This window comes from Pseudarthrobacter sp. CC12 (assembly GCF_039907755.1).
In the GTDB taxonomy this organism is placed as follows: domain Bacteria; phylum Actinomycetota; class Actinomycetes; order Actinomycetales; family Micrococcaceae; genus Arthrobacter; species Arthrobacter niigatensis.
In genome coordinates this window covers 180945-200208 of the sequence record NZ_JARDJH010000004.1, presented here as the reverse complement: position 1 = coordinate 200208, position 19264 = coordinate 180945, and the positions used below count along the sequence as shown (strand labels likewise).

Here is a 19264-nt window from a genome sequence, read left to right as displayed (position 1 = left end):
CAACGACGGCGGGGCTGCTGCTGCGGCGGATTTGCGGCCCCGCCCGGCGCTGTAGAAGACTACCGGGGACACCAGAAAGCCGCGGTGGGGGGCTGCGCGCATCGAAAGGTAGCAATGACCCCGTCCGCTCCGATCCTCCGTGCCGTCCCGACGACGGCTTCAGCAGCTGCCCTGGCCCTGGCTCTTGGCTTCTTCCCGGCCGGGCCCGCGCTCGCCGCCGCCACCGCACCCTCGCCGACTCCGGCGTCGGACACCCAGGCCCCGTCCGACTGCGGGCTGGTCTGCGTACCCATCCTCGCCAGCAGCCCCGACGCCGGCCAGACTGGGCGTCCGCGGAAATCCAGGGACCCGGTCCCGCCGCCGAGCCAGCCGGCACCTCCCGCCGGAGCGCCTGCACCAACAGCCCAGCCCGGCCAGCCCCAGCCCGCGCAGCCCGACGTCCCGGCCCCGGACCCCGCACAGCTTCCTGCAACGGCGGCGCCGGACCCGGAGGTGGCCGCTCCCACGGAATCGCCGTCAGCCACAGCGGGCTACCGCCCACCCACCGGCCCCTCGAGCGGGCAGGACTGGAACAGCCCCGTCACCCGCTCCAGCGGGCCCACCCAGATGGCTGCCGTGGCACCTGCCGGCGGTGAGGGCCCGGGCGGCCCGGCCCTCGGGCCCATCGCCCTGGGCACGCTGCTGGTGGGCACTTCCGCCGGTGCCTTCGCCGTGTGGAACCGGAACCGGAACCGGCTCCGCTCGCACTGAGCGGTCCATCCGGCCAAACAGGCGGGTGCCACGCCGTGCTGCCCCATGGCTGTCCGGGGTGTAGGGCAAGATAGGTCTGTGAGCACAGGACCAGGACCCGCAGAACAGACCGCCACCCGGACCACGGCACCGCACCAGCCCGAAGCGGTACCCACCGAAGCCATCCGCGAGGAGTACGAAAACCTTGCTGACCTGGTCCGGAAGTACCGGTTTGCGTACTACCAGGAGGACGCGCCCCTGGTATCGGACGCCGAGTTCGATTCGCTCTTCCGCCGCCTTGAGGAGATTGAGGCGCTGCACCCCGAGCTTGTCGCCAACGATTCACCCACCCAGGAAGTGGGCGGGGAGGTCTCCGCCGCCTTCGCGCCGGTGGAACACCTGCAGCGCATGTACAGCCTGGAGGACGTCTTCTCGCTGGAGGAGCTCGAGGCCTGGCTCAACCGGGCCGAGGCCAGCATCGAAAGAATTGGCGACGGCGGCGCAAAGGCCGCCTGGCTGACCGAACTGAAGATCGATGGCCTGGCAGTCAACCTCCTGTACCGCGACGGCAAGCTGGTGCGCGCTGCCACCCGCGGCGACGGCACCACCGGCGAAGACATCACCCACAACCTGCTCACCATCAAGGAAATCCCGCAGGAACTGCACGGGACCGGCTTTCCCGCGGAAATGGAGGTGCGCGGCGAAGTCTTCATCCCGTCCAAGGCGTTCGCCGAGTTCAATGAGGCCCTGATCGAAGCCGGCAAGGCGCCGCTGGCCAACCCCCGCAACGCCGCGGCCGGTTCGCTGCGGCAAAAGGACCCGGCGGAGACGGCCAAGCGGCCGTTGAAGATGTTCGTCCACGGCATCGGCGCCCGCGAGGGCCTTGCCGCCGGCAGCCAGTCGGAAACCTACGGACTGCTGAAGGAATGGGGCCTGCCGGTCAGCCCCTACTTCGAGGTGCTGGCCGCCCGGGACGACGTCCTGGCCTTCATCAAGCGGTACGGGGACCAGCGCCACAAACTGCTCCACGAAATCGACGGCATCGTCATCAAGGTGGATGATTTCGCCACCCAGCGGGCCCTCGGAAACACCACCCGCGTTCCGCGCTGGGCCGTGGCGTACAAATACCCGCCGGAGGAAGTCCACACCAAACTGCTGGATATCCAGGTCAACGTGGGCCGCACCGGCCGGGTCACGCCCTACGGTGTCATGGAGCCGGTCAAGGTTGCCGGATCCACCGTGGAAATGGCCACCCTGCACAACCAGGACGTGGTCAAGGCCAAGGGCGTCAAGATCGGCGACATCGTCGTCCTGCGCAAGGCAGGGGACGTCATTCCCGAAATCGTGGGCCCGGTCCTGAACCTCCGGGACCAGCAGGACCCGCCGGTGCGCGACTTCGTGATGCCCACCGAGTGCCCGTCCTGCGGTACCCCGCTGGCACCTGCCAAGGAGGGGGACGTGGACGTCCGCTGCCCCAACGCCAGGTCCTGCCCGTCCCAGCTGCGGGAGCGGGTGTTCCACGTGGCCGGCCGTGGGGCCTTCGATATCGAGGCCCTCGGTTGGGAAGCGGCCATCGCGCTGACCCAGCCTGCCGAACCGGACACCCCTCCGCTCACCTCCGAAGCACGGCTGTTCGACCTCACCCCCGAAGACCTGGCCGGCGTCCGGATCCGGCGTGAGAAAAAGGCCAAGGGCGTCCCCACCGGCGAATATGAACTGGTGCCGTACTTCTTCAGCAAGGGCACGGCCAAGTCGCCATCCAAGCCAACCGCGAACACCCAGAAACTGTTCAAGGAACTGGAAAAGGCCAAGACCCAGCCCCTTTGGCGGGTTTTGGTGGCGCTGTCCATCCGGCACGTTGGTCCCCGCGCATCACGGGCCCTGGCACAGGCGTTCGGCAGCATGGACCGCATCCGCGCCGCGTCCGAGGAGGAACTCGCGCACGTGGACGGCGTCGGCCCCACCATCGCCGCCGCGCTGAAGGAGTGGTTCGCCGAGGACTGGCACGTCGAGATCATCGACCGCTGGGCCGCCGCAGGTGTACGCATGGAAGACGAACGCGACGAGTCCATGCCGCGCACCCTGGAGGGGCTGACCGTGGTGGTCACCGGTTCCCTGCCCAACTTCAGCCGTGACGAGGCCAAGGAAGCCATCCTGCTCCGCGGCGGCAAGGCAGCCGGCTCGGTCTCCAGGAACACCAGCTATGTGGTGGCCGGCGAAAGCGCCGGCAGCAAGCTGGACAAGGCAGAGCAACTGGGCATCCGCGTCCTGGACGAGGACGGGTTCCGGCAACTGCTCGACGGCGGCCCGGCAGCCTTGGGGGACTCGGCGGACGAAGACGTGACCGAGGAAGAGGCAATGGAAGTAGTGACTGGGGAGGACGCATGACGTCTGCAACGGAACTGCTGGAGGTGGCCAAACAGGCCGCCGCGGCAGGCGCAAAGGTCCTGTCCGGCCGTGACGGCAGCGCCCTGGACGCAAGCAACAAGGGAGCGGCCGGGGACTGGGTCACCGCCTTCGACCTGGCCGCGGAAAACGCCGTGCGCCGCGTCATCACCGCCGCCCGCCCCGGCGACAGCATCACCGGCGAGGAACAGGGAACCACCCGCTCCGCCCACCCCACCGGTTACCGCTGGTCCATCGACCCCCTGGACGGCACCACCAACTTCATCCGCAACATCGTCTACTACGCCACCTCGGTGGCTGTCGCCGATGCCGGCGGCGCCTGGCTGGCGGGCGTCGTCAACGCCCCCGCCCTGGGCCGGGTGTACTACGCTGCCCGCGGCCAGGGTGCGTGGCTTGAGGAACGCGGCACAGTCACCAGGCTCGATGGACCGGTACCGGGCCGTGCCGGGCAGATCCTGGCCACAGGGTTCAGCTACGAGCCCGAAATCCGCGCCCAACAGGCGGCTGCCTTCGGCACGTTGATGGACGGCTTTGCCGATGTCCGCCGGCTTGGTTCCGCCGCCCTGGACCTGTGCATGGTGGCCGACGGAACCCACGATGCCTACGGTGAGCGGGGGCTGAACGAGCATGACTTTTCAGCCGGTGCCCTGATCGCGGAGGAGGCCGGCTGCTGGGTGCGCAGGCCGCGGCTCACCAGCCCGCTCGACGGCGGACCAACGGACGACGAGCGCCTGGACGCTTGGACCTGCGCGGCCGGCCTGGAGCTGTCAGGGAAGTTTCCGCTTTAGGCGGGCCGCCCTGGATGGGCTCTCGGGCGGCCTCATCGAAGGAGCGGGTTGTCCGTTCTGATAGTTCTGTCACGGAAAGTGCCTTCCTGCCGTCCAGTGGGCGGGCCCGCCACTAGCATTGACGGGTGCAGCCGCAGATAACCATCCGTCCCGCCGTCGAGGCCGACTTCGCCGCCATTGCCCGCATCACCGGGGATTCGTATCTTTCGGCAGGCTACTTCGACGACGCAGCCCACCCCTACATGGTCAAGATCATGGATGTGGCAGAGCGCGCGGAGCAGGCAACCATCTGGGTGGCGGAGCGCGAGGGAGCTGTCATCGGTTCCGTCACGCTGGCGCTGGCGGGGGAGCCGTACGCGGATATCGCCCTGCAGGATGAGCTGGAATTCCGGATGCTGGTGGTGGACCCCGCCGTCCAGCGCAGCGGGGCCGGCAAAGCCATGGTGGAGGCCATCATCGGCCATGCCAGGACCCTCCCCGGCATCCGTGCGGTGGCCCTCACCACCGGCCAAACCTGGGAGAGCGCGCACGGGCTCTACCGCAAGACCGGCTTCCAGCGGGTGCCTGCACGGGACTGGCTGGTCCCCGGAACCGACATAAAACTGCTGGTTTACCGGCGCGACCTGTAGCAGCCCTACAGTGGTGGCGACCCATTCCAGCTTTGAAAGGCCCACCATGCGCAAAACCTTCGGCAGCGGATCCGTCTGGGAACAGACCCTCGGCTATTCCCGCGCCGTCCAGGTGGACAACACCCTCTACATCTCTGCCACCGCTGCGAGCGGCGACGACGGAGTGGTGGGGGATGACTTCTACACCCAAACCCAGTACATCCTGCAGAAACTCGGCAAGGTCCTGGCCGACGCCGGCTTCGGCTACGGGGACGTGGTGCAGTCCAAGCTTTACCTGACGGACATCAGCAAATGGGAAGAGGCCGGCCGGGCCCACGGCGAAGTGTTCGGTGAGATCCGCCCCACCCTCTCCCTGGTGCACGTGCTCCCGTTCCTGGACCCAAAGATGCTCGTCGAGATCGAACTGGTCGCGCAGAAGAGCGCGTAGTTTCTCCGGCCCTACCGTGCGGGCAGGCCGTAGCGGTGTTCCGGCCTGCCCGTGGTGCCGTAGCGCAGTTGGATGTCCACGGCGCCGTCGTCGGCCAGCGACGACAGGTAGCGCTGCGCTGTGGCGCGGGAGACGCCCACCCGGGCGGCCACCTCGGCGGCGGAGTACTGTTCGCCCGGAGCCAGTGATTCCAGCACCGCGGCTTCGGTTGCCGAGCGGGGTTTCGACGACGACGTGACGTCCCCGGGGATCAGCGACCGTTTTGCGCGTTCCACGGCCTCCTGGTCCAGGGCCACGGCCTGGCCCAGGAGGCGCCGGTACCTGGCATAGGAGCGCAGCTGCTGCGACAGTGACTCCGCCGTGAAGGGCTTGAGCAGGTAGCCCAGGGCGCCGCGGCGGAACGCCACCCGGACCGACGAGGTGTCGGAGGCGGCGCTGAGGATGATCGTGTCCACATCCAGCTGCTGCAGCAGGTCCAGCCCGGAGGCATCCGGCAGGTACACATCCAGGAGTACCAAATCCGGCCGCAGGCTGTGGATGGCCTGCAAGGCCAGCGACGCCGTACCGACGGGCGCCAGGGCCAGGAAGCCGGCCACCGAATCCACGTAGGCGGCGTGCAGCTTCGCCACGTGGAAGTCGTCGTCCACGATCAGGACCCGAAAATCGTCAGCCATTCTTTTCCTTTCCGGCTTCCCCCGTGGTCTTTGCGGCGGCGCTTCCCGCCGTCGTATGCGGAAGGGTGGCCATGAACACGGCACCCGGCCCACCCGTGGCCCCGCGGTCCAGCACCTTCACATCGCCGCCCCGGCGCCGCGCCAGCTGGCGGGCCAGCGCCAGGCCGAAACCCTGGCCGCCGCCGGCGCGGACCGGGCCGGCGGCAGTGGTGAAACCTTCGGCGAACACGCGTTCCGTGTCCGTGCCTTCCGCCAGCCCGTCACCTGAGTCCGCCACCACGACGTGCAGCGTGCCGCCGTCGTCGCCCGGTTCATCCAGCACCTCCAGCTCAACCCAGCGGTCCGTCGAGGATCCTGCCACGGCGGCGTTGACGGCGTTGTCGATCAGGTTTCCCAGCACCGTCGTCACATCCTGGGCCTCCGTCACCTGCCCGCGGACCAGGGTCTCCGGGCCGATGCGCAGTGCGACGCCCCGTTCGTCTGCCTCCACGCCCTTGGCACCCACGAATGCCTGCAGGTAAGGGTCCTGCAGCAGCTCGGCCTGGTCCACCGGGAACTTCAGCGGTCCGGTGGCGGCCAGCCCTGCAAGGTAGTCGCGGGCTTCCTGGTGCTGCCCGATGCCCAGGAAACCGGCCAGGGTGTGCAGCTGGTTGGCGAACTCGTGCCGCTGGGCGCGCAGGGCGGTGGACATGGTGCCGACGGCATCGAGTTGCCGCGTGAGCTCCTGCAGTTCCGTCCGGTCACGCAGCATGACCACCCAGCCCAAATCCTCCCTGCGGTGCAGGGCCTTGCGCGCATTCACCACCAGCACCCGGCCGCCGGCCACCAGTTCGAGGGCGTCCTGGGTTGATCCGCCGCTACCCACCGCCGGACCGGCAACACCAGTTCCGGTGCGCGTGAGGGACTTCAGCTGTTCCGGGACGGGGGCGTCCTCCCACCGGGACCCCGACAGGTCGGGCAAAGCAAGCAGCCGCTGCGCTGCGGCGTTGAACACGCTGACCCGGCCGTCGGCACTGACGCCGATCACGCCGTCGTCCACGCCCTGCAGCACCGCCACCTGGTCGTGGACCAGCGTGCTGATTTCCTCCGGTTCCAGGCCCAGGGTGAGGCGCTGCAGGCGGCGGCGCAGCAGGAAGGACCCCAGTACCCCGGCCAGCAGGGCGCCGGCGGCGGTCAGGGCCACCGGGCCGATGTCGCGGCTCACGCTCTGTGCCACCGTTTCCATGGAGTAGCCGACGCTCACCTCACCCACCACCGTGCTGGTGCCCGGCGCGTACACCGGAACCTTCGCGCCGGCCGACGGGCCAAGCGTTCCGGTGTTCCGGGTAGTGATCTCCTGCCCGGACAATGCTTCGGACGGGTCGGTGCTCACCTTTTCGCCCAGCCGCTGCGGATCCGGGTGGGCCAGCCTGATCCCCGTTTCGTCGGTGATCACCACGAACAGCGCCCCGGTCCGGGTCCGCGCTGCCTCCGCGGACGCCTGCAGCGGGCCGGCCAGGAGCTCGGCCGGCGGGGGAGTGCCGGGCTGGTCGCTGATGGCCAGCACATCGGCGCGGACCTCCGGATCGGAGGCGACGGTCCGGGCCAACGTCAGTGCCTGGTTCTCCGCGTCGCTGCCCACCCGGTCGTAGGTCAGCCAGGCGTGAACGGCGGTGCTCAGCAGCACGACCAGCAGCACCACGGCCAGCTGGAGAAGCAGCGTCTGGGTGGAAAACCGCAGCGGCTGCCGGGGCACGGAACGCTGCATTCATCCTCCTTGACGGGTGGCAGGGGCCACGGTTCCGGCGCGGCGGCGCCGTGAGCACAATGAGCAAAATGCTCCCAATAAGCAGTATGCCAATCAATTGAGCCAAAGGCACTGTCGTGACGGCCGCCACCCTACAGTCTGTAGCACGCGTCACACCGCTGTGCCGCTGTTCACAAGAAGGAGCCGGCTGTGCTGGTAATACTTGGATTCGCCATGATCGCGGTATTCATGGTGCTGATCATGACGAAGAAGTTGACGCCAGTGCTGGCGTTGATCATTGTCCCTACTGTTTTTGGCCTGTTCGCAGGTGCCGGCCTGGGCATCGGCGACATGGTCATGGACTCCATGAAGTCCATGACCTCCACCGCGGCCCTGCTGATGTTCGCCATCATCTACTTCGGCCTGATGATCGACGTCGGGCTCTTTGACCCGCTGGTGAAGTTCATCCTCCGCAAGCTGGGCAACGACCCCGCCAAGGTTGTCCTGGGCACCGCCATCCTGGCCGCCGCCGTGTCCCTGGACGGAGACGGGTCCACCACCTTCATCCTCACCACCGCAGCCATGCTGCCGGTCTACCTGCGCCTGAAGATGAGCCCCGTGGTCCTCACCTGCGTGGCCGGCCTGGCCAACGGCACCATGAACATCCTGCCGTGGGGCGGTCCCACCGCCCGCGCCGCCACCGCCCTGAAGATCGACGTCAACGACGTCTTCGTCCCCATGATCCCGTCCCTCGTGGCCGGCCTGGTGGTCGTCTTCGCTTTCTCCTGGCTGCTCGGCCTGCAGGAACGCAACCGCCTCCGCGCCACCGCCCCCGAGATCTGGGGAACGCCGTCTACGGCAGAGCCCTTCACGGCGGAAGAGTTCGACGGCGGCACCACCGCCGGCGGTTCGCGCACCGGCGTGTCCGGCGCCGGCCGTGGCCGCAAGGGCGGCAACCCCGGCGGAGCAGCCCCCACCGTCGGCGGCTCCCCGGCAGGATCCTCCGTAGCCGTGCTGGAGCGCACCGACACCCTCCTTGAGGACAGCAGCGCCGGACTCACCGACACCGCGCTCGATCCCAACCGCAGCACCCTGCGCCCCAAGCTGTTCTGGTTCAACCTGGCCCTGACCGTCGCCGTCATGGTGGTTCTCGTCGCCAACGTCATCCCGCTGCCGTTCGTGTTCATGGTGGGCGCCGCGATCGCCCTGCTGGTCAACTTCCCCAGGGTCAAGGACCAGGGCGCCCAGCTCATTGCGCACGCACCGTCCATCGTCGCCGTGGTCAGCATGGTCATGGCCGCCGCCGTCCTCACCGGCGTCCTCAAGGGCACCGGCATGGTGGAAGCCATGTCCGCCTGGCTGGTCCAGATCATCCCCACCTCCATGGGCCCGTTCATGGCCGTCATCACGGGCGTGCTCAGCATCCCCATGACGTTCTTCATGAGCAATGACGCCTTCTACTTCGGCGTCCTTCCGGTCCTGAGCGAAACCGCGGCGCACTACGGAGTCGGCGCCGCCGACATGGCCCGCGCCTCCATCACCGGCCAGCCCTTCCACCTGCAGAGCCCGCTGGTTCCGGCCATCCTGCTGCTGGTCTCGCTGGCCAAGGTGGACCTGGGCGACCACCACAAGAAGGTCCTGTGGCGCACCGCCGTTATCTCCCTGGTAATGCTCGGCGTCGGGATGCTGACTGGAGCCATCGGTATCGGTTAGTCTGTAGCTGCCCGCGCTCCCTGTCCCCGAGGCAGGAGCGGGCTTCGAAGGTGCCCGTCTGACGCCCGCTGGGGGATGTCAGACGGGCATCTGCGTTTGGCGCACTAGACTGGATCGGAAAACAATTCGAACTTTGCAGGGGAGATCCATGGCTGCGATCAACCGTGACGACGTCGCGCACCTCGCGCGGCTCGCTCACATCGAGATGAGTGCCGAAGAGCTGGACAGGATGGCCGGCGAACTGGCCGTCATCGTGGATTCGGTCAAGTCCGTCAGCGAGGCCGCAGGGGACGACGTTCCGGCCACCTCGCACCCCATCCCGCTCACCAACGTGTTCCGCGACGACGTTGTGGGCCACACCTTCACGGCTGAACAGGCACTCTCTGGCGCCCCGGACTCCGATGACAACCGTTTCAAGGTTCCGGCAATCCTGGATGAGGCATAGACATGACTGACAAGAACACCAGCGCCGACACCCTGATCAGGCTTTCCGCCGCGCAGCTTGCCGAGAAACTCCACGCCGGCGAAGTCACCGCCGTCGAAGCCACCCAGGCCTACCTGGACCGCATCGCCGCCGTTGACGGCCAGGTCAACGCCTTCCTGCACGTCAACGCCGAAGAAGCGCTCGCCGTCGCCGCCGAGGTGGACGCCATCCGCGCAGCCGGCGGGGCGGAAGCCGAAGCACTGCACTACCTGGCGGGCGTTCCCATCGCCGTCAAGGACCTGATCGTCACCATCGGGCAGCCCACCACGGCCGGCTCCAAGATCCTCGAGGGCTGGCACAGCCCGTACGACGCCACCGTCGTCGAGCGGCTGCGTGCCGCGAAGATGCCCATCCTGGGCAAGACCAACCTGGACGAGTTCGCCATGGGCTCGTCCACGGAGCACTCCGCGTACGGTCCCACCCGCAACCCCTGGGACCTGGACCGGATCCCCGGCGGCTCCGGCGGTGGCTCCGCTGCCGCCGTCGCTGCTTTCGAGGCGCCCCTGGCCCTGGGCACGGACACCGGCGGCTCCATCCGCCAGCCCGGCGCCGTCACCGGAACCGTGGGCGTGAAGCCCACCTACGGCAGCGTCTCCCGCTACGGCGCCATTGCCATGGCATCCTCCCTGGACCAGATCGGCCCGGTCACCCGCACCGTCCTGGACTCCGCGCTCCTGCACCAGGTCATCGGCGGCCACGATCCCCGCGACTCCACCTCGCTGCCGGAACCGTTGGCTGACCTTGTTGCCGCGGCCAAGACCGGCAACGTCGAGGGGCTGCGGATCGGCATCATCAAAGAGCTGCACGGCGAGGGCTACCAGGCCGGGGTCGAGAACCGTTTCAACGATGCCCTGGAGCTGCTCAAAGAAGCCGGGGCCGAGATCGTGGAGGTCTCCTGCCCCAACTTCCAGTACGCCCTGGGCGCCTACTACCTGATCATGCCGTCCGAGGCATCCTCAAACCTGGCCAAGTTCGACGGCGTCCGGTACGGCCTGCGCGTCCTCCCCGAAGACGGCCCCATGACCATCGAACGCGTCATGGGTGCCACCCGTGCAGCCGGGTTCGGCGACGAAGTCAAGCGCCGCATCATCCTGGGCACCTACGCCCTGTCCGCGGGCTACTACGACGCCTACTACGGCTCCGCCCAGAAGGTCCGCACCCTGGTGCAGCGGGACTTCGAGGCCGCCTTCGCCGAGGCTGACGTCCTGATCTCGCCCACCGCCCCCACCACGGCGTTCCCGCTCGGCGAAAAACTGGACGATCCGCTGGCCATGTACCTCAACGACGTCGCCACCATCCCCGCGAACCTCGCGGGCGTCCCCGGCCTGTCGCTGCCAGGCGGCCTGGCGGACGAGGACGGGCTGCCCGTCGGCATCCAGCTGCTGGCCCCCGCGCGCGAAGACGCCCGTTTGTACCGGGTGGGCGCGGTCCTTGAATCGCTGCTCGAGGCGAAATGGGGCGGCCCGCTGCTGGCACAGGCTCCCGACCTTGCCGCCGCCGCTGCCGGAACCCTCGAAACCCAGGAGGCAAAATAATGAGCACTGACCACATCCTGAGCTTCGAAGAGGCCATGGAGAAGTACGATCCCGTCCTCGGGTTCGAGGTCCACGTGGAGCTGAACACCAAGACCAAGATGTTCTCCTCCGCGCCGAACGTCTTCGGCGACGAGCCCAACACCAATGTCAACGAGGTGGACCTGGGCATGCCCGGCGTCCTGCCCGTGGTCAACAAGACGGCCATCGAGTCCTCCATCAAGATCGGCCTGGCGCTGAACTGCAAGATCGCCGAGTCCTGCCGCTTCGCCCGGAAGCAGTACTTCTACCCGGACACCCCCAAGAACTTCCAGACGTCCCAGTACGACGAGCCGATTGCGTACGACGGCTACCTCGATGTTGAACTCGAGGACGGCACCGTGTTCCGCGTGGAGATCGAGCGCGCACACATGGAGGAGGATGCCGGGAAGCTGACCCACATGGGCGGTGCCACGGGCCGAATCCAGGGCGCAGACTTCTCGCTGGTGGACTACAACCGTGCGGGTGTGCCGCTGGTGGAAATCGTCACCAAGCCCATCGAGGGAGCCGGGTCCCGCGCACCGGAACTGGCCAAGGCCTACGTCGCGGCCGTCCGGGAGATCGTGAAGAACCTGGGCGTGTCCGACGCGAAGATGGAACGTGGCAACGTCCGCTGCGATGCGAACGTGTCGCTCCGCCCGCACGGCCGTGAGCGGTTCGGCATCCGTTCCGAGACCAAGAACGTGAACTCGCTGCGCGCCGTGGAACACGCCGTCCGCTACGAGATCCAGCGCCACGCCGCTGTCCTGGACTCGGGTGAACCGGTGATCCAGGAGACCCGCCACTGGCACGAGGACACCCGCACCACCACGTCCGGCCGCGCCAAGTCCGACGCCGACGACTACCGCTACTTCCCGGAACCGGACCTGGTTCCCGTGGTGGCATCCCGTGAATGGGTGGAGGAACTGCGCGCCACCCTGCCCGAGCCGCCCGCCGAGCGCCGCAAGCGCCTCAAGGCCGACTGGGGCTACTCCGACCTCGAATTCCGGGACGTGGTGAACGCCGGCGTCCTGGACGAGATCGAGGAAACCATCGCCGCCGGCGCCACGGCTTCCGTGGCCCGCAAGTGGTGGATGGGTGAGATCGTGGGCCGCGCCAAGGCCGCCGACGTGGACCCCGGCCAGCTGGGCGTTGAGGCTGCCACGGTGGTGGAGCTGAGCCGCATGGTTGAGGCGGGCAAGATCAACAACAAGATGGCCTCCCAGGTGCTGGACGGCGTTCTCGCCGGTGAAGGCACCCCGGAGGAGATCGTGGAGAAGCGCGGCCTGGCCGTCGTGTCCGACGACGGGCCCCTCCTCGAAGCCATCGACGCCGCACTGGCCGCGCAGCCCGACGTCGCGGACAAGATCCGCGGCGGCAAGGTGCAGGCCATCGGCGCGATCGTTGGCGGGGTCATGAAGGCCACCCGCGGCCAGGCCGACGCGGGCCGCGTCCGGGAACTCATCCTGGAGAAACTGGGCGTCACCGTCTAGTACCCGCACACCCAACTGGGTCGCAGTTGATGTCGTTTTGGGCGCCCATAACGACATTGACTGCGGCCCAGTTGGGCTTTAAGTACTCAGGTGCCGCCGGCCGCAAAGTACCCGTGGCCGCGCCGGCGTGGCGGACTTACACTGGAGCCCACAGGGCGCCGGTGCCCTGCCTGCGTGCGGGAGGAACAACCATGGTCCGGGAACCTAAGAGGATGCGCAAGGCGGTGCTGGCCGGTGCCGTAGCCGTGGCACTCACCGGGACGGGAGCCGCCCTCGCCTGGTCGGCAAGCGGGACGCCAACGCCGTCCCCCTCCCAGGCCGCGCCGAACCCCTCGCAGACCGCACCGGGCCAGCAGAAGGCACCCGGACAGCAGAAAGCGCCAGGCCAGCAGAAGGCACCCGGGCAACAAAAGTCCCAGCGCGCCCAGCCGCTGCATGGTGAGGGTGTGGTCAAGCAGCCCGACGGAACCTTCCAAACCGTCCTCGAACAGCGCGGAACCGTGGAGTCCGTCAGCGACTCCGCCATCACCGTCAAGAGCGAGGACGGCTTCACGCAGTCCTACACTGTCAACGCGGACACCAGGATCACCAAACTTCCAGCGTCCGACAACGGTGCCAGCCGTAAGCCGGCAGACGGAACGCCAGCGGACATCGCCGCCGGCGACACCGTGCGGGTAGCCGGCGTAAAGGACGGGGACAAGGCCACCGCCAAGCGGATCGTTGACGGTGCCGGCGACGGCCCCGGCTTGGGATTGGGACGCGGGCATGGCATGGGCCACAAGATGGGCGCCGGAGACGATCAGGATGGCGAAGGGGCGTAGCGGCGCCGGTCCGGCCACCTTGGCAGAGCGCCCGCGGCACGCTGCCTACCCCTGCTGCACCAGTCCTGCCATGATGTCCTCCAGGGCCTCGCAGACCATCACCACGGCCCGACGCTTCAGGTTCTCAGGCCTGGCCAGCAGGTCGATCCGGCGCCGGGTGCTGATGCCCTCCAGCGGCCGCAGCACGATGTCCGGGTTCAGGACCGGGCCCGCCGTGTACCTGGGCAGCAGCCCCACCACGCCCCCGGCAGCCACCAGCGCCGCCACCGTGGAGTAGTCGTTGATGCGGTGGATGATGTTCGGCTCCCGGCTGGAGACGGCAGCGACGGCGGACAGGACATCGGCGGGGGAGTAGCCGGGGTGGCTGGTCACCCAGGCCTCGCCGCCGACGTCGTCCGCCGTGACTTTCTCCTGTCGGGCCAACCGGTGGCCTGCGGGCAGCGCCACGTCCAGCGGCTCATGCGCCAAGGGGATCACGGCAACCCGTTCCGCCGGCCAGCGCGGGCTGTGGTCCATCCGGTGTGCGAGCACCAGGTCATACCGGGCGGTGAGTGCGGGGAAGTCCTGCTGGGCAACGTCCTCGTCCGACAATTCAATGCGCGGGTGCTCCGGCCGGTCCAGCATGCGCGCCAGCGGCGCGAACAGGGCCTGCCCCGCGCTATGGAATCCACTGAGGGTCACCCTGCCGGCAGGGGAGCCGTGATAGGTGCCCAGCGCACCGCGGGCCTCGGCCATGGCGCTGACGACGGCGGCGCCCGCGTCCGCGAGCACCTGTCCCGCCTCTGTCAGCACCAGGTTGCGGCCCTCCTTGCGCGTCAGCGGAACCTCCACGGTGCGCTGCAGGTGCGCCAGTTGCTGCGACACGGCCGACGGGGTGACCATGAGCGTATCGGCCACCGCCTTCACGCTGCCCAAAGCGCCCAGCTCCCGCAGGATTTCCAGCTGATGAACCTCCATGCATCCACTCTAATCATTAGCAAACGCTACATCGTCGATTGAGAAGATCCCGGTTGTGCTAAAGCATCACCGGGGCTTCAATGGGGAGGTACCCCGCAGAGCGAACGCCAAGCAGTAAGGACGCCAATGAAGGCCCTGTATAAGGCCGGCCCGCACGCCGGCTTCGAGCTCGTCGACCGGCCCGAACCCGAAGCCGGCCCGGCCGACGTGAAGATCCGCGTCATGACCACCGGGATCTGCGGCACGGACCTCCACATCCAGTCCTGGGACGCCTGGGCGCAGGGGATCATCGAGGCGCCCCTGATTGCCGGCCACGAATTCTATGGCGAAGTGGTTGCAGTGGGCGAGGACGTCCGCGAAGTCAAAGTAGGTGACAGGGTGTCGGGCGAAGGCCACGTGGTCTGCGGCATCTGCCGGAACTGCCGGGCCGGGCGCCGCCAGATGTGCATCCACACGGTCAGCGTCGGCGTCCAGCGCGATGGTGCCTTCGCTGAGTACGTCGTCATCCCCGAAACCAACGTCTGGGTCCACCACGATCCCTCCGTCACGCCCGAACTCGGTGCCATCTTCGACCCCTTTGGAAACGCCGTCCACACCGCGCTCAGCTTTCCGCTGGTGGGGGAGGACGTGCTCATCACCGGCGCAGGCCCCATCGGGCTCATGGCCATCGCCGTGGCCCGGCACGCAGGGGCCCGCAAGATTGCCATCACGGACGTTTCCCGGCCGCGGCTGGACCTGGCCCGGCAGCTCGGGGCCGACCTTGCCATCGATGTCTCCACCACCCGGGTGCGCGATGCCCAGCGTGAGCTGGGCATGCGCGAAGGCTTCGACGTCGGAATGGAAATGTCCGGCCACCCCTCCGCCCTGCCTGAGATGATCGACAACATGAACCACGGCGGCCGGATCGCCATGCTGGGCCTGCCCAGCCAGGAGATCACCATCGACTGGGGCAAGGTGGTCACCCACATGCTCACGCTCAAAGGCATCTACGGCCGCGAGATGTACGAAACCTGGTACGCCATGAGCGCCATGCTCTCCTCCAACCCCGTGCTGCACGCCGGCATCTCTGCCGTGGTGACGGACACGCTGTCCGCCACGGACTGGGAAAAAGGCTTCGACATTGCCCGCAGCGGCGTGGGCGGCAAAGTTGTCCTCGACTGGACCCGACTGTAAGGAACCCCATGTTCACCTCCATCAAGGACCAGCTGCGCGAAGAGCTGGACGAGATCCGCACCGCCGGACTGTACAAGACCGAGCGCAGCATCAGCTCGCCGCAGTCCAGCCACATCACCGCCGGGCAGATTGGCGGCCCCGGAGCCGACGTGCTGAACTTCTGCGCCAACAACTACCTGGGCTTGGCTGACCACCCGGACATCATCCGCACGGCCAAGGCGGCCATGGATGAGCGCGGCTTCGGCATGGCAAGCGTCCGCTTCATCTGCGGCACCCAGGACCTGCACCTGCAGCTGGAAGCCAAGGTCTCCGCGTTCCTGGGCACCGAGGACACCATCCTGTTCTCCAGCTGCTTCGACGCCAACGGCGGCGTGTTTGAGTCCCTGCTCGGACCGGACGACGCCGTGATTTCCGACGCGCTCAACCACGCTTCCATCATTGACGGCATCCGCCTCTGCAAGGCCCGCCGCTACCGCTACGCCAACCAGGACATGGCCGAACTCGAGGCCCGCCTGCAGGAAGCACAGGATGCCCGGCGGACCCTGATCGTCACCGACGGCGTGTTCTCCATGGACGGCTACCTGGCCCCGCTTGAGGCCATCTGCGACCTCGCCGAAAAGTACGGCGCCATGGTCATGGTGGACGATTCCCACGCGGTGGGCTTCATGGGCGCCACCGGTGCGGGCACTCCCGAGCACGCCGGCGTCTCTGACCGGGTGGACATCTACACCGGCACCTTCGGCAAGGCTCTGGGCGGAGCGTCGGGCGGGTACGTCTCCGGACGCGGGGAGATCGTGGCCATGCTGCGCCAGAAGGCGCGGCCCTACCTGTTCTCCAATTCCCTGGCTCCCGCCATTGTTGCCGCGACCCTCAAGGCGCTTGACCTGGTGCAGAACTCGGCCGACCTTCGCCGCCGCCTGTTCGAAAACGCCGGGCTGTTCCGCCGCCGGATGACCGAGGAGGGCTTCGACCTGCTTCCCGGCGAGCACGCCATTGTCCCGGTCATGTTTGGCGACGCCGTCATGGCGGCCAAGGTGGCGGACCGGATGCTGCAGCACGGTGTCTTCGTCACGGCCTTCAGCTTCCCCGTGGTCCCCCGCGGTGCTGCAAGGATCCGGGTGCAGCTTTCAGCCGCACATTCAGCGGACGACGTCGAAGCGTGCGTGCGTGCCTTCGTCGCCAGCCGTGCCGAGGCGGCAGCCTGACAGGATTTCCCCTGAAACGGAGGGTACCGGGACGCATGATCTCTGTCAGGATGGACCAATGGCAGCACACTACGATGTCCTGATTGTGGGCGGCGGCATCGCCGGCCTGTCCCTCGCGTCCGCGCTCGCCGGCCGCTGCAGCGTTGCACTGGTGGAGGCGGAGCAGGAGTTGGCGTACCACACGTCCTCCCGCTCCGCCCGCCAGCTGATTCCCAGCTACGGGCCGCCCGTGGTGCAGGAGCTCACCGTCCGGACCCTCGAACTGCTCGCGGCCCGCGACGCCGAAGCGCCGGAAGCGGTCCTGGCGCCGCGCAGCTTCATGCTCGTGGGCTCGGCGGAGGATGTTGCCGCGGAGGCCAGCGGACATATGCAGCCCATTGCGGTGGACCGTGCCCTCGAGCTGTGTCCGGCCCTGAAGCCGGGAACCTTTGAAGCCGCCGGACTTGATACCGGCTCCTTTGGCTGCAATGCGCCCCTTCTGCTGGAGGACCACCGCAAGCGGGCTCTCGCCGCCGGAGCGGACATCATCACCGGTGCCCGCGTGCATTCGGCACAGCGACTGGGTTCAGGGTGGCAGGTGGGGGCTGGCGCCGAGGGCTTTGAAGCCGCGGTACTGGTCAATGCGGCAGGTGCCTGGGCCGATGAGCTGGCGGTGCTCAGCGGCGTCGAGAAGCTGGGCCTCCAGCCGTACCGGCGCACTGCGGCGATTGCCGCCGTCGACCATCCCCTGCCCGCTGCCACCCCCATGGTGGCAGCGGCGGACAACACTTTCTATTTCCGCCCCGACGGCCATGACGTGCTGATTTCCCCATCGGAGACGGTGCCCAGCGGGCCCGAGGACGCACGGCCCAATCCAGGTGATGTGGAGCGCCTGATGGAGAAGCTCAACGCGTTCACCAGCCTGGGGATCACCGGAGTGCGCCGGGCCTGGACCGGCCTGCGCACCGAAGCCGCGGACGGGGTGCCCGTAGCCGGGTTCGACGCTGAAGCGTCCGGGTTCTACTGGCTCGCGGGCCAGGGCGGCTACGGATTCCAGACGTCGGCGGCGCTGGCGGAGTTCGCCGCCGGCCAGATCCTTGCGGGGCTGGGCTCTTCCGGCGGCGCCGTCCCTGGCGATGGGGCTGTGGACGGTCCGGAATCCCGGACAGCGCAGGCCCTGGCAGCCACGCGCTGGTCCGTCAGACGCTGAAGAATGATTTCATGAGCACCTTGATCACCAATATCGCCGAGCTGATGACGCAGGACCTGGAACACCGGGTCCTGAGGGACGCGGCGGTGGTGGTCGAGGGTGAACGGATTTCCTGGATCGGGGCGGCGGCCGATGCTCCGCCGGCGGATGAAGCCGTCGATGCCGGCGGCCGGGCCATGCTGCCAGGATGGGTGGACTCCCACAGCCACCTGCTGTTCGCCGGGGACCGCACCGCAGAATTCGAAGCCCGGATGGCTGGGGAGTCCTACGCTGCCGGTGGCATCGCCGTCACCATGAACGCCACGCGCGCCACGTCCGATTTCGATCTCACCCGCCTGGCCATGGGGCGGGTTGCCGAAGCAGTCTCGCAGGGCACCACCTACCTGGAAACCAAGACCGGCTACGGCCTGGACGTTGAGCACGAGGCCCGGAGCGCGCGTATTGCCTCCACCATTGCGGACCAGGTGACCTACCTTGGGGCACACCTGGTTCCAGCCGGGCAGGACCCGGAGGAATACACAGACCTGGTCTGCGGGCCGATGCTCGCTGCGGTCCGCCCTTATGTCCAGTGGGCCGATGTGTTCTGCGAGGAGGGTGCGTTCAACGCCGAGCAATCCCGCCGTGTGCTCATGGCCTGCCGCGAGGCCGGCCTGGGCCTGAGGGTCCACGGCAACCAGCTCGGCGAGGGCCCCGGCGTACAGCTGGCCGTGGAGCTTGGCGCGGCCAGCGTGGACCACGTGAACTACTTAGCCGCGCAGGACGTGAAAGCCTTGGCGTCGTCCTGGTCCGGCTGGGACCCGGCCGTGGGAACGGGGGAGCGGGGCACCGTTGCCACGTGCCTTCCTGCCTGCGACCTCTCCACCCGCCAGCCGTTGGCTCCCGCCCGCGAACTTCTCGACGCGGGGGTGCAGGTGGCACTGGCGTCCAACTGCAACCCCGGCACGTCGTACACCAGCTCCATGGCTTTTTGCGTGACAACGGCAGTGCTCCAGATGCGCCTGAGCGTGCACGAGGCCGTCCGTGCCGCTACCTACGGCGGTGCGCTGGCGTTGCACAAGGAAGCCGGCCGGGACACCGACGGCGAACGCGCCGTGGGATCCATCGCCGTCGGACACCGGGCCGACCTGCACCTGTTGAATGCGCCATCCGCGACCCATCTCGCTTACCGGCCCGGGATGCCATTGACGTACGCTGTGTGGCGGGCCGGGGTGCGGGAGCGTTAGCAGGACTCCTGCTGTATGATTGTTCCTGATCTTTTCCGTCCGGTTAGAATCAGGAAACGTCATCCCAATGCGGTGGC

Annotated in this window: 17 protein-coding genes; 14 read left to right on the top strand and 3 right to left on the bottom strand. The window is 68.0% G+C overall.

Annotated elements, in window-relative coordinates:
- Positions 1-114 precede the first annotated feature (114 nt).
- The 5 genes from PV772_RS05385 to PV772_RS05365 all read left to right on the top strand — a co-directional run bounded on the left by PV772_RS05385 (position 115) and on the right by PV772_RS05365 (position 4979).
- Positions 115-750 (top strand): hypothetical protein, encoded by a 636-nt coding sequence (locus PV772_RS05385; RefSeq protein ID WP_347885553.1) that lies wholly within the window; start codon positions 115-117, stop codon positions 748-750.
- A gap of 78 nt (positions 751-828) precedes the next feature.
- A complete protein-coding gene (gene ligA, locus PV772_RS05380; RefSeq protein ID WP_347885552.1) occupies positions 829-3117 on the top strand; it encodes an NAD-dependent DNA ligase LigA in 2289 nt (762 codons plus the stop codon).
- A complete protein-coding gene (locus PV772_RS05375; RefSeq protein WP_141161079.1) occupies positions 3114-3923 on the top strand; it encodes an inositol monophosphatase family protein in 810 nt (269 codons plus the stop codon). Before ligA ends, PV772_RS05375 begins: the two co-directional genes overlap by 4 nt.
- 125 nt (positions 3924-4048) lie before the next feature.
- A complete protein-coding gene (locus PV772_RS05370) occupies positions 4049-4552 on the top strand; it encodes a GNAT family N-acetyltransferase (protein ID WP_141181102.1) in 504 nt (167 codons plus the stop codon).
- 46 nt (positions 4553-4598) lie between these two features.
- On the top strand, positions 4599-4979 hold the full coding sequence (locus PV772_RS05365) for a RidA family protein (protein WP_307359856.1): 381 nt from the start codon (positions 4599-4601) through the stop codon (positions 4977-4979).
- Positions 4980-4990: 11 nt separating this feature from the next.
- On the opposite strand, the gene PV772_RS05360 is transcribed toward PV772_RS05365, so the two are convergent.
- On the bottom strand, positions 4991-5653 hold the full coding sequence (locus PV772_RS05360; RefSeq protein ID WP_347885551.1) for a response regulator: 663 nt from the start codon (positions 5651-5653) through the stop codon (positions 4991-4993).
- Positions 5646-7400: a sensor histidine kinase gene (locus tag PV772_RS05355; RefSeq protein WP_347885550.1), complete on the bottom strand. Its 1755-nt coding sequence runs from the start codon at positions 7398-7400 to the stop codon at positions 5646-5648. The genes PV772_RS05360 and PV772_RS05355 overlap by 8 nt, the downstream gene beginning before the upstream one ends.
- A 189-nt stretch (positions 7401-7589) precedes the next feature.
- On the opposite strand from PV772_RS05355, the gene PV772_RS05350 reads away from it, so the two are divergent.
- The 5 genes from PV772_RS05350 (at position 7590) to PV772_RS05330 (ending at position 13440) form a co-directional block, all read left to right on the top strand.
- Positions 7590-9092: a CitMHS family transporter gene (locus PV772_RS05350; protein WP_347885549.1), complete on the top strand. Its 1503-nt coding sequence runs from the start codon at positions 7590-7592 to the stop codon at positions 9090-9092.
- A gap of 148 nt (positions 9093-9240) precedes the next feature.
- The gene (gene gatC, locus PV772_RS05345; protein WP_018763018.1) at positions 9241-9537 is read left to right on the top strand and encodes an Asp-tRNA(Asn)/Glu-tRNA(Gln) amidotransferase subunit GatC; all 297 of its coding nucleotides are present in this window, start codon (positions 9241-9243) and stop codon (positions 9535-9537) included.
- Between the two features lie 2 nt (positions 9538-9539).
- Positions 9540-11111 carry an Asp-tRNA(Asn)/Glu-tRNA(Gln) amidotransferase subunit GatA gene (gene gatA, locus PV772_RS05340; RefSeq protein ID WP_347885548.1) on the top strand — a complete coding sequence of 524 codons (1572 nt, stop codon included), beginning with the start codon at positions 9540-9542 and terminating at the stop codon, positions 11109-11111.
- The gene (gatB, locus tag PV772_RS05335; protein ID WP_141161072.1) at positions 11111-12619 is read left to right on the top strand and encodes an Asp-tRNA(Asn)/Glu-tRNA(Gln) amidotransferase subunit GatB; all 1509 of its coding nucleotides are present in this window, start codon (positions 11111-11113) and stop codon (positions 12617-12619) included. Before gatA ends, gatB begins: the two co-directional genes overlap by 1 nt.
- Positions 12620-12810: 191 nt before the next feature.
- Positions 12811-13440 carry a DUF5666 domain-containing protein gene (locus tag PV772_RS05330; protein WP_347885547.1) on the top strand — a complete coding sequence of 210 codons (630 nt, stop codon included), beginning with the start codon at positions 12811-12813 and terminating at the stop codon, positions 13438-13440.
- A 45-nt stretch (positions 13441-13485) separates the two neighbouring features.
- Here the strand turns inward: PV772_RS05330 and PV772_RS05325 are convergent, their stop codons facing one another.
- Entirely contained in the window at positions 13486-14397 is a 912-nt protein-coding gene (locus tag PV772_RS05325) for a LysR family transcriptional regulator (protein ID WP_141161071.1), read from the bottom strand.
- A 126-nt stretch (positions 14398-14523) separates the two neighbouring features.
- On the opposite strand from PV772_RS05325, the gene tdh reads away from it, so the two are divergent.
- Genes tdh through hutI form a run of 4 tightly spaced genes read left to right on the top strand, consistent with a single transcriptional unit; the run spans position 14524 to position 19187 of the window.
- Positions 14524-15570 (top strand): L-threonine 3-dehydrogenase, encoded by a 1047-nt coding sequence (gene tdh, locus PV772_RS05320; RefSeq protein ID WP_141161070.1) that lies wholly within the window; start codon positions 14524-14526, stop codon positions 15568-15570.
- Positions 15571-15578: 8 nt separating this feature from the next.
- On the top strand, positions 15579-16775 hold the full coding sequence (locus tag PV772_RS05315; protein ID WP_141161069.1) for a glycine C-acetyltransferase: 1197 nt from the start codon (positions 15579-15581) through the stop codon (positions 16773-16775).
- 58 nt (positions 16776-16833) lie between these two features.
- Complete coding sequence (locus PV772_RS05310) at positions 16834-17964, top strand: FAD-dependent oxidoreductase (protein WP_347885546.1); 1131 nt, start codon at positions 16834-16836, stop codon at positions 17962-17964.
- 11 nt (positions 17965-17975) lie between these two features.
- Positions 17976-19187, top strand: a complete 1212-nt coding sequence (hutI, locus tag PV772_RS05305; RefSeq protein WP_141161067.1) for an imidazolonepropionase — start codon at positions 17976-17978, stop codon at positions 19185-19187.
- The last annotated feature ends 77 nt before the right edge of the window (positions 19188-19264 follow it).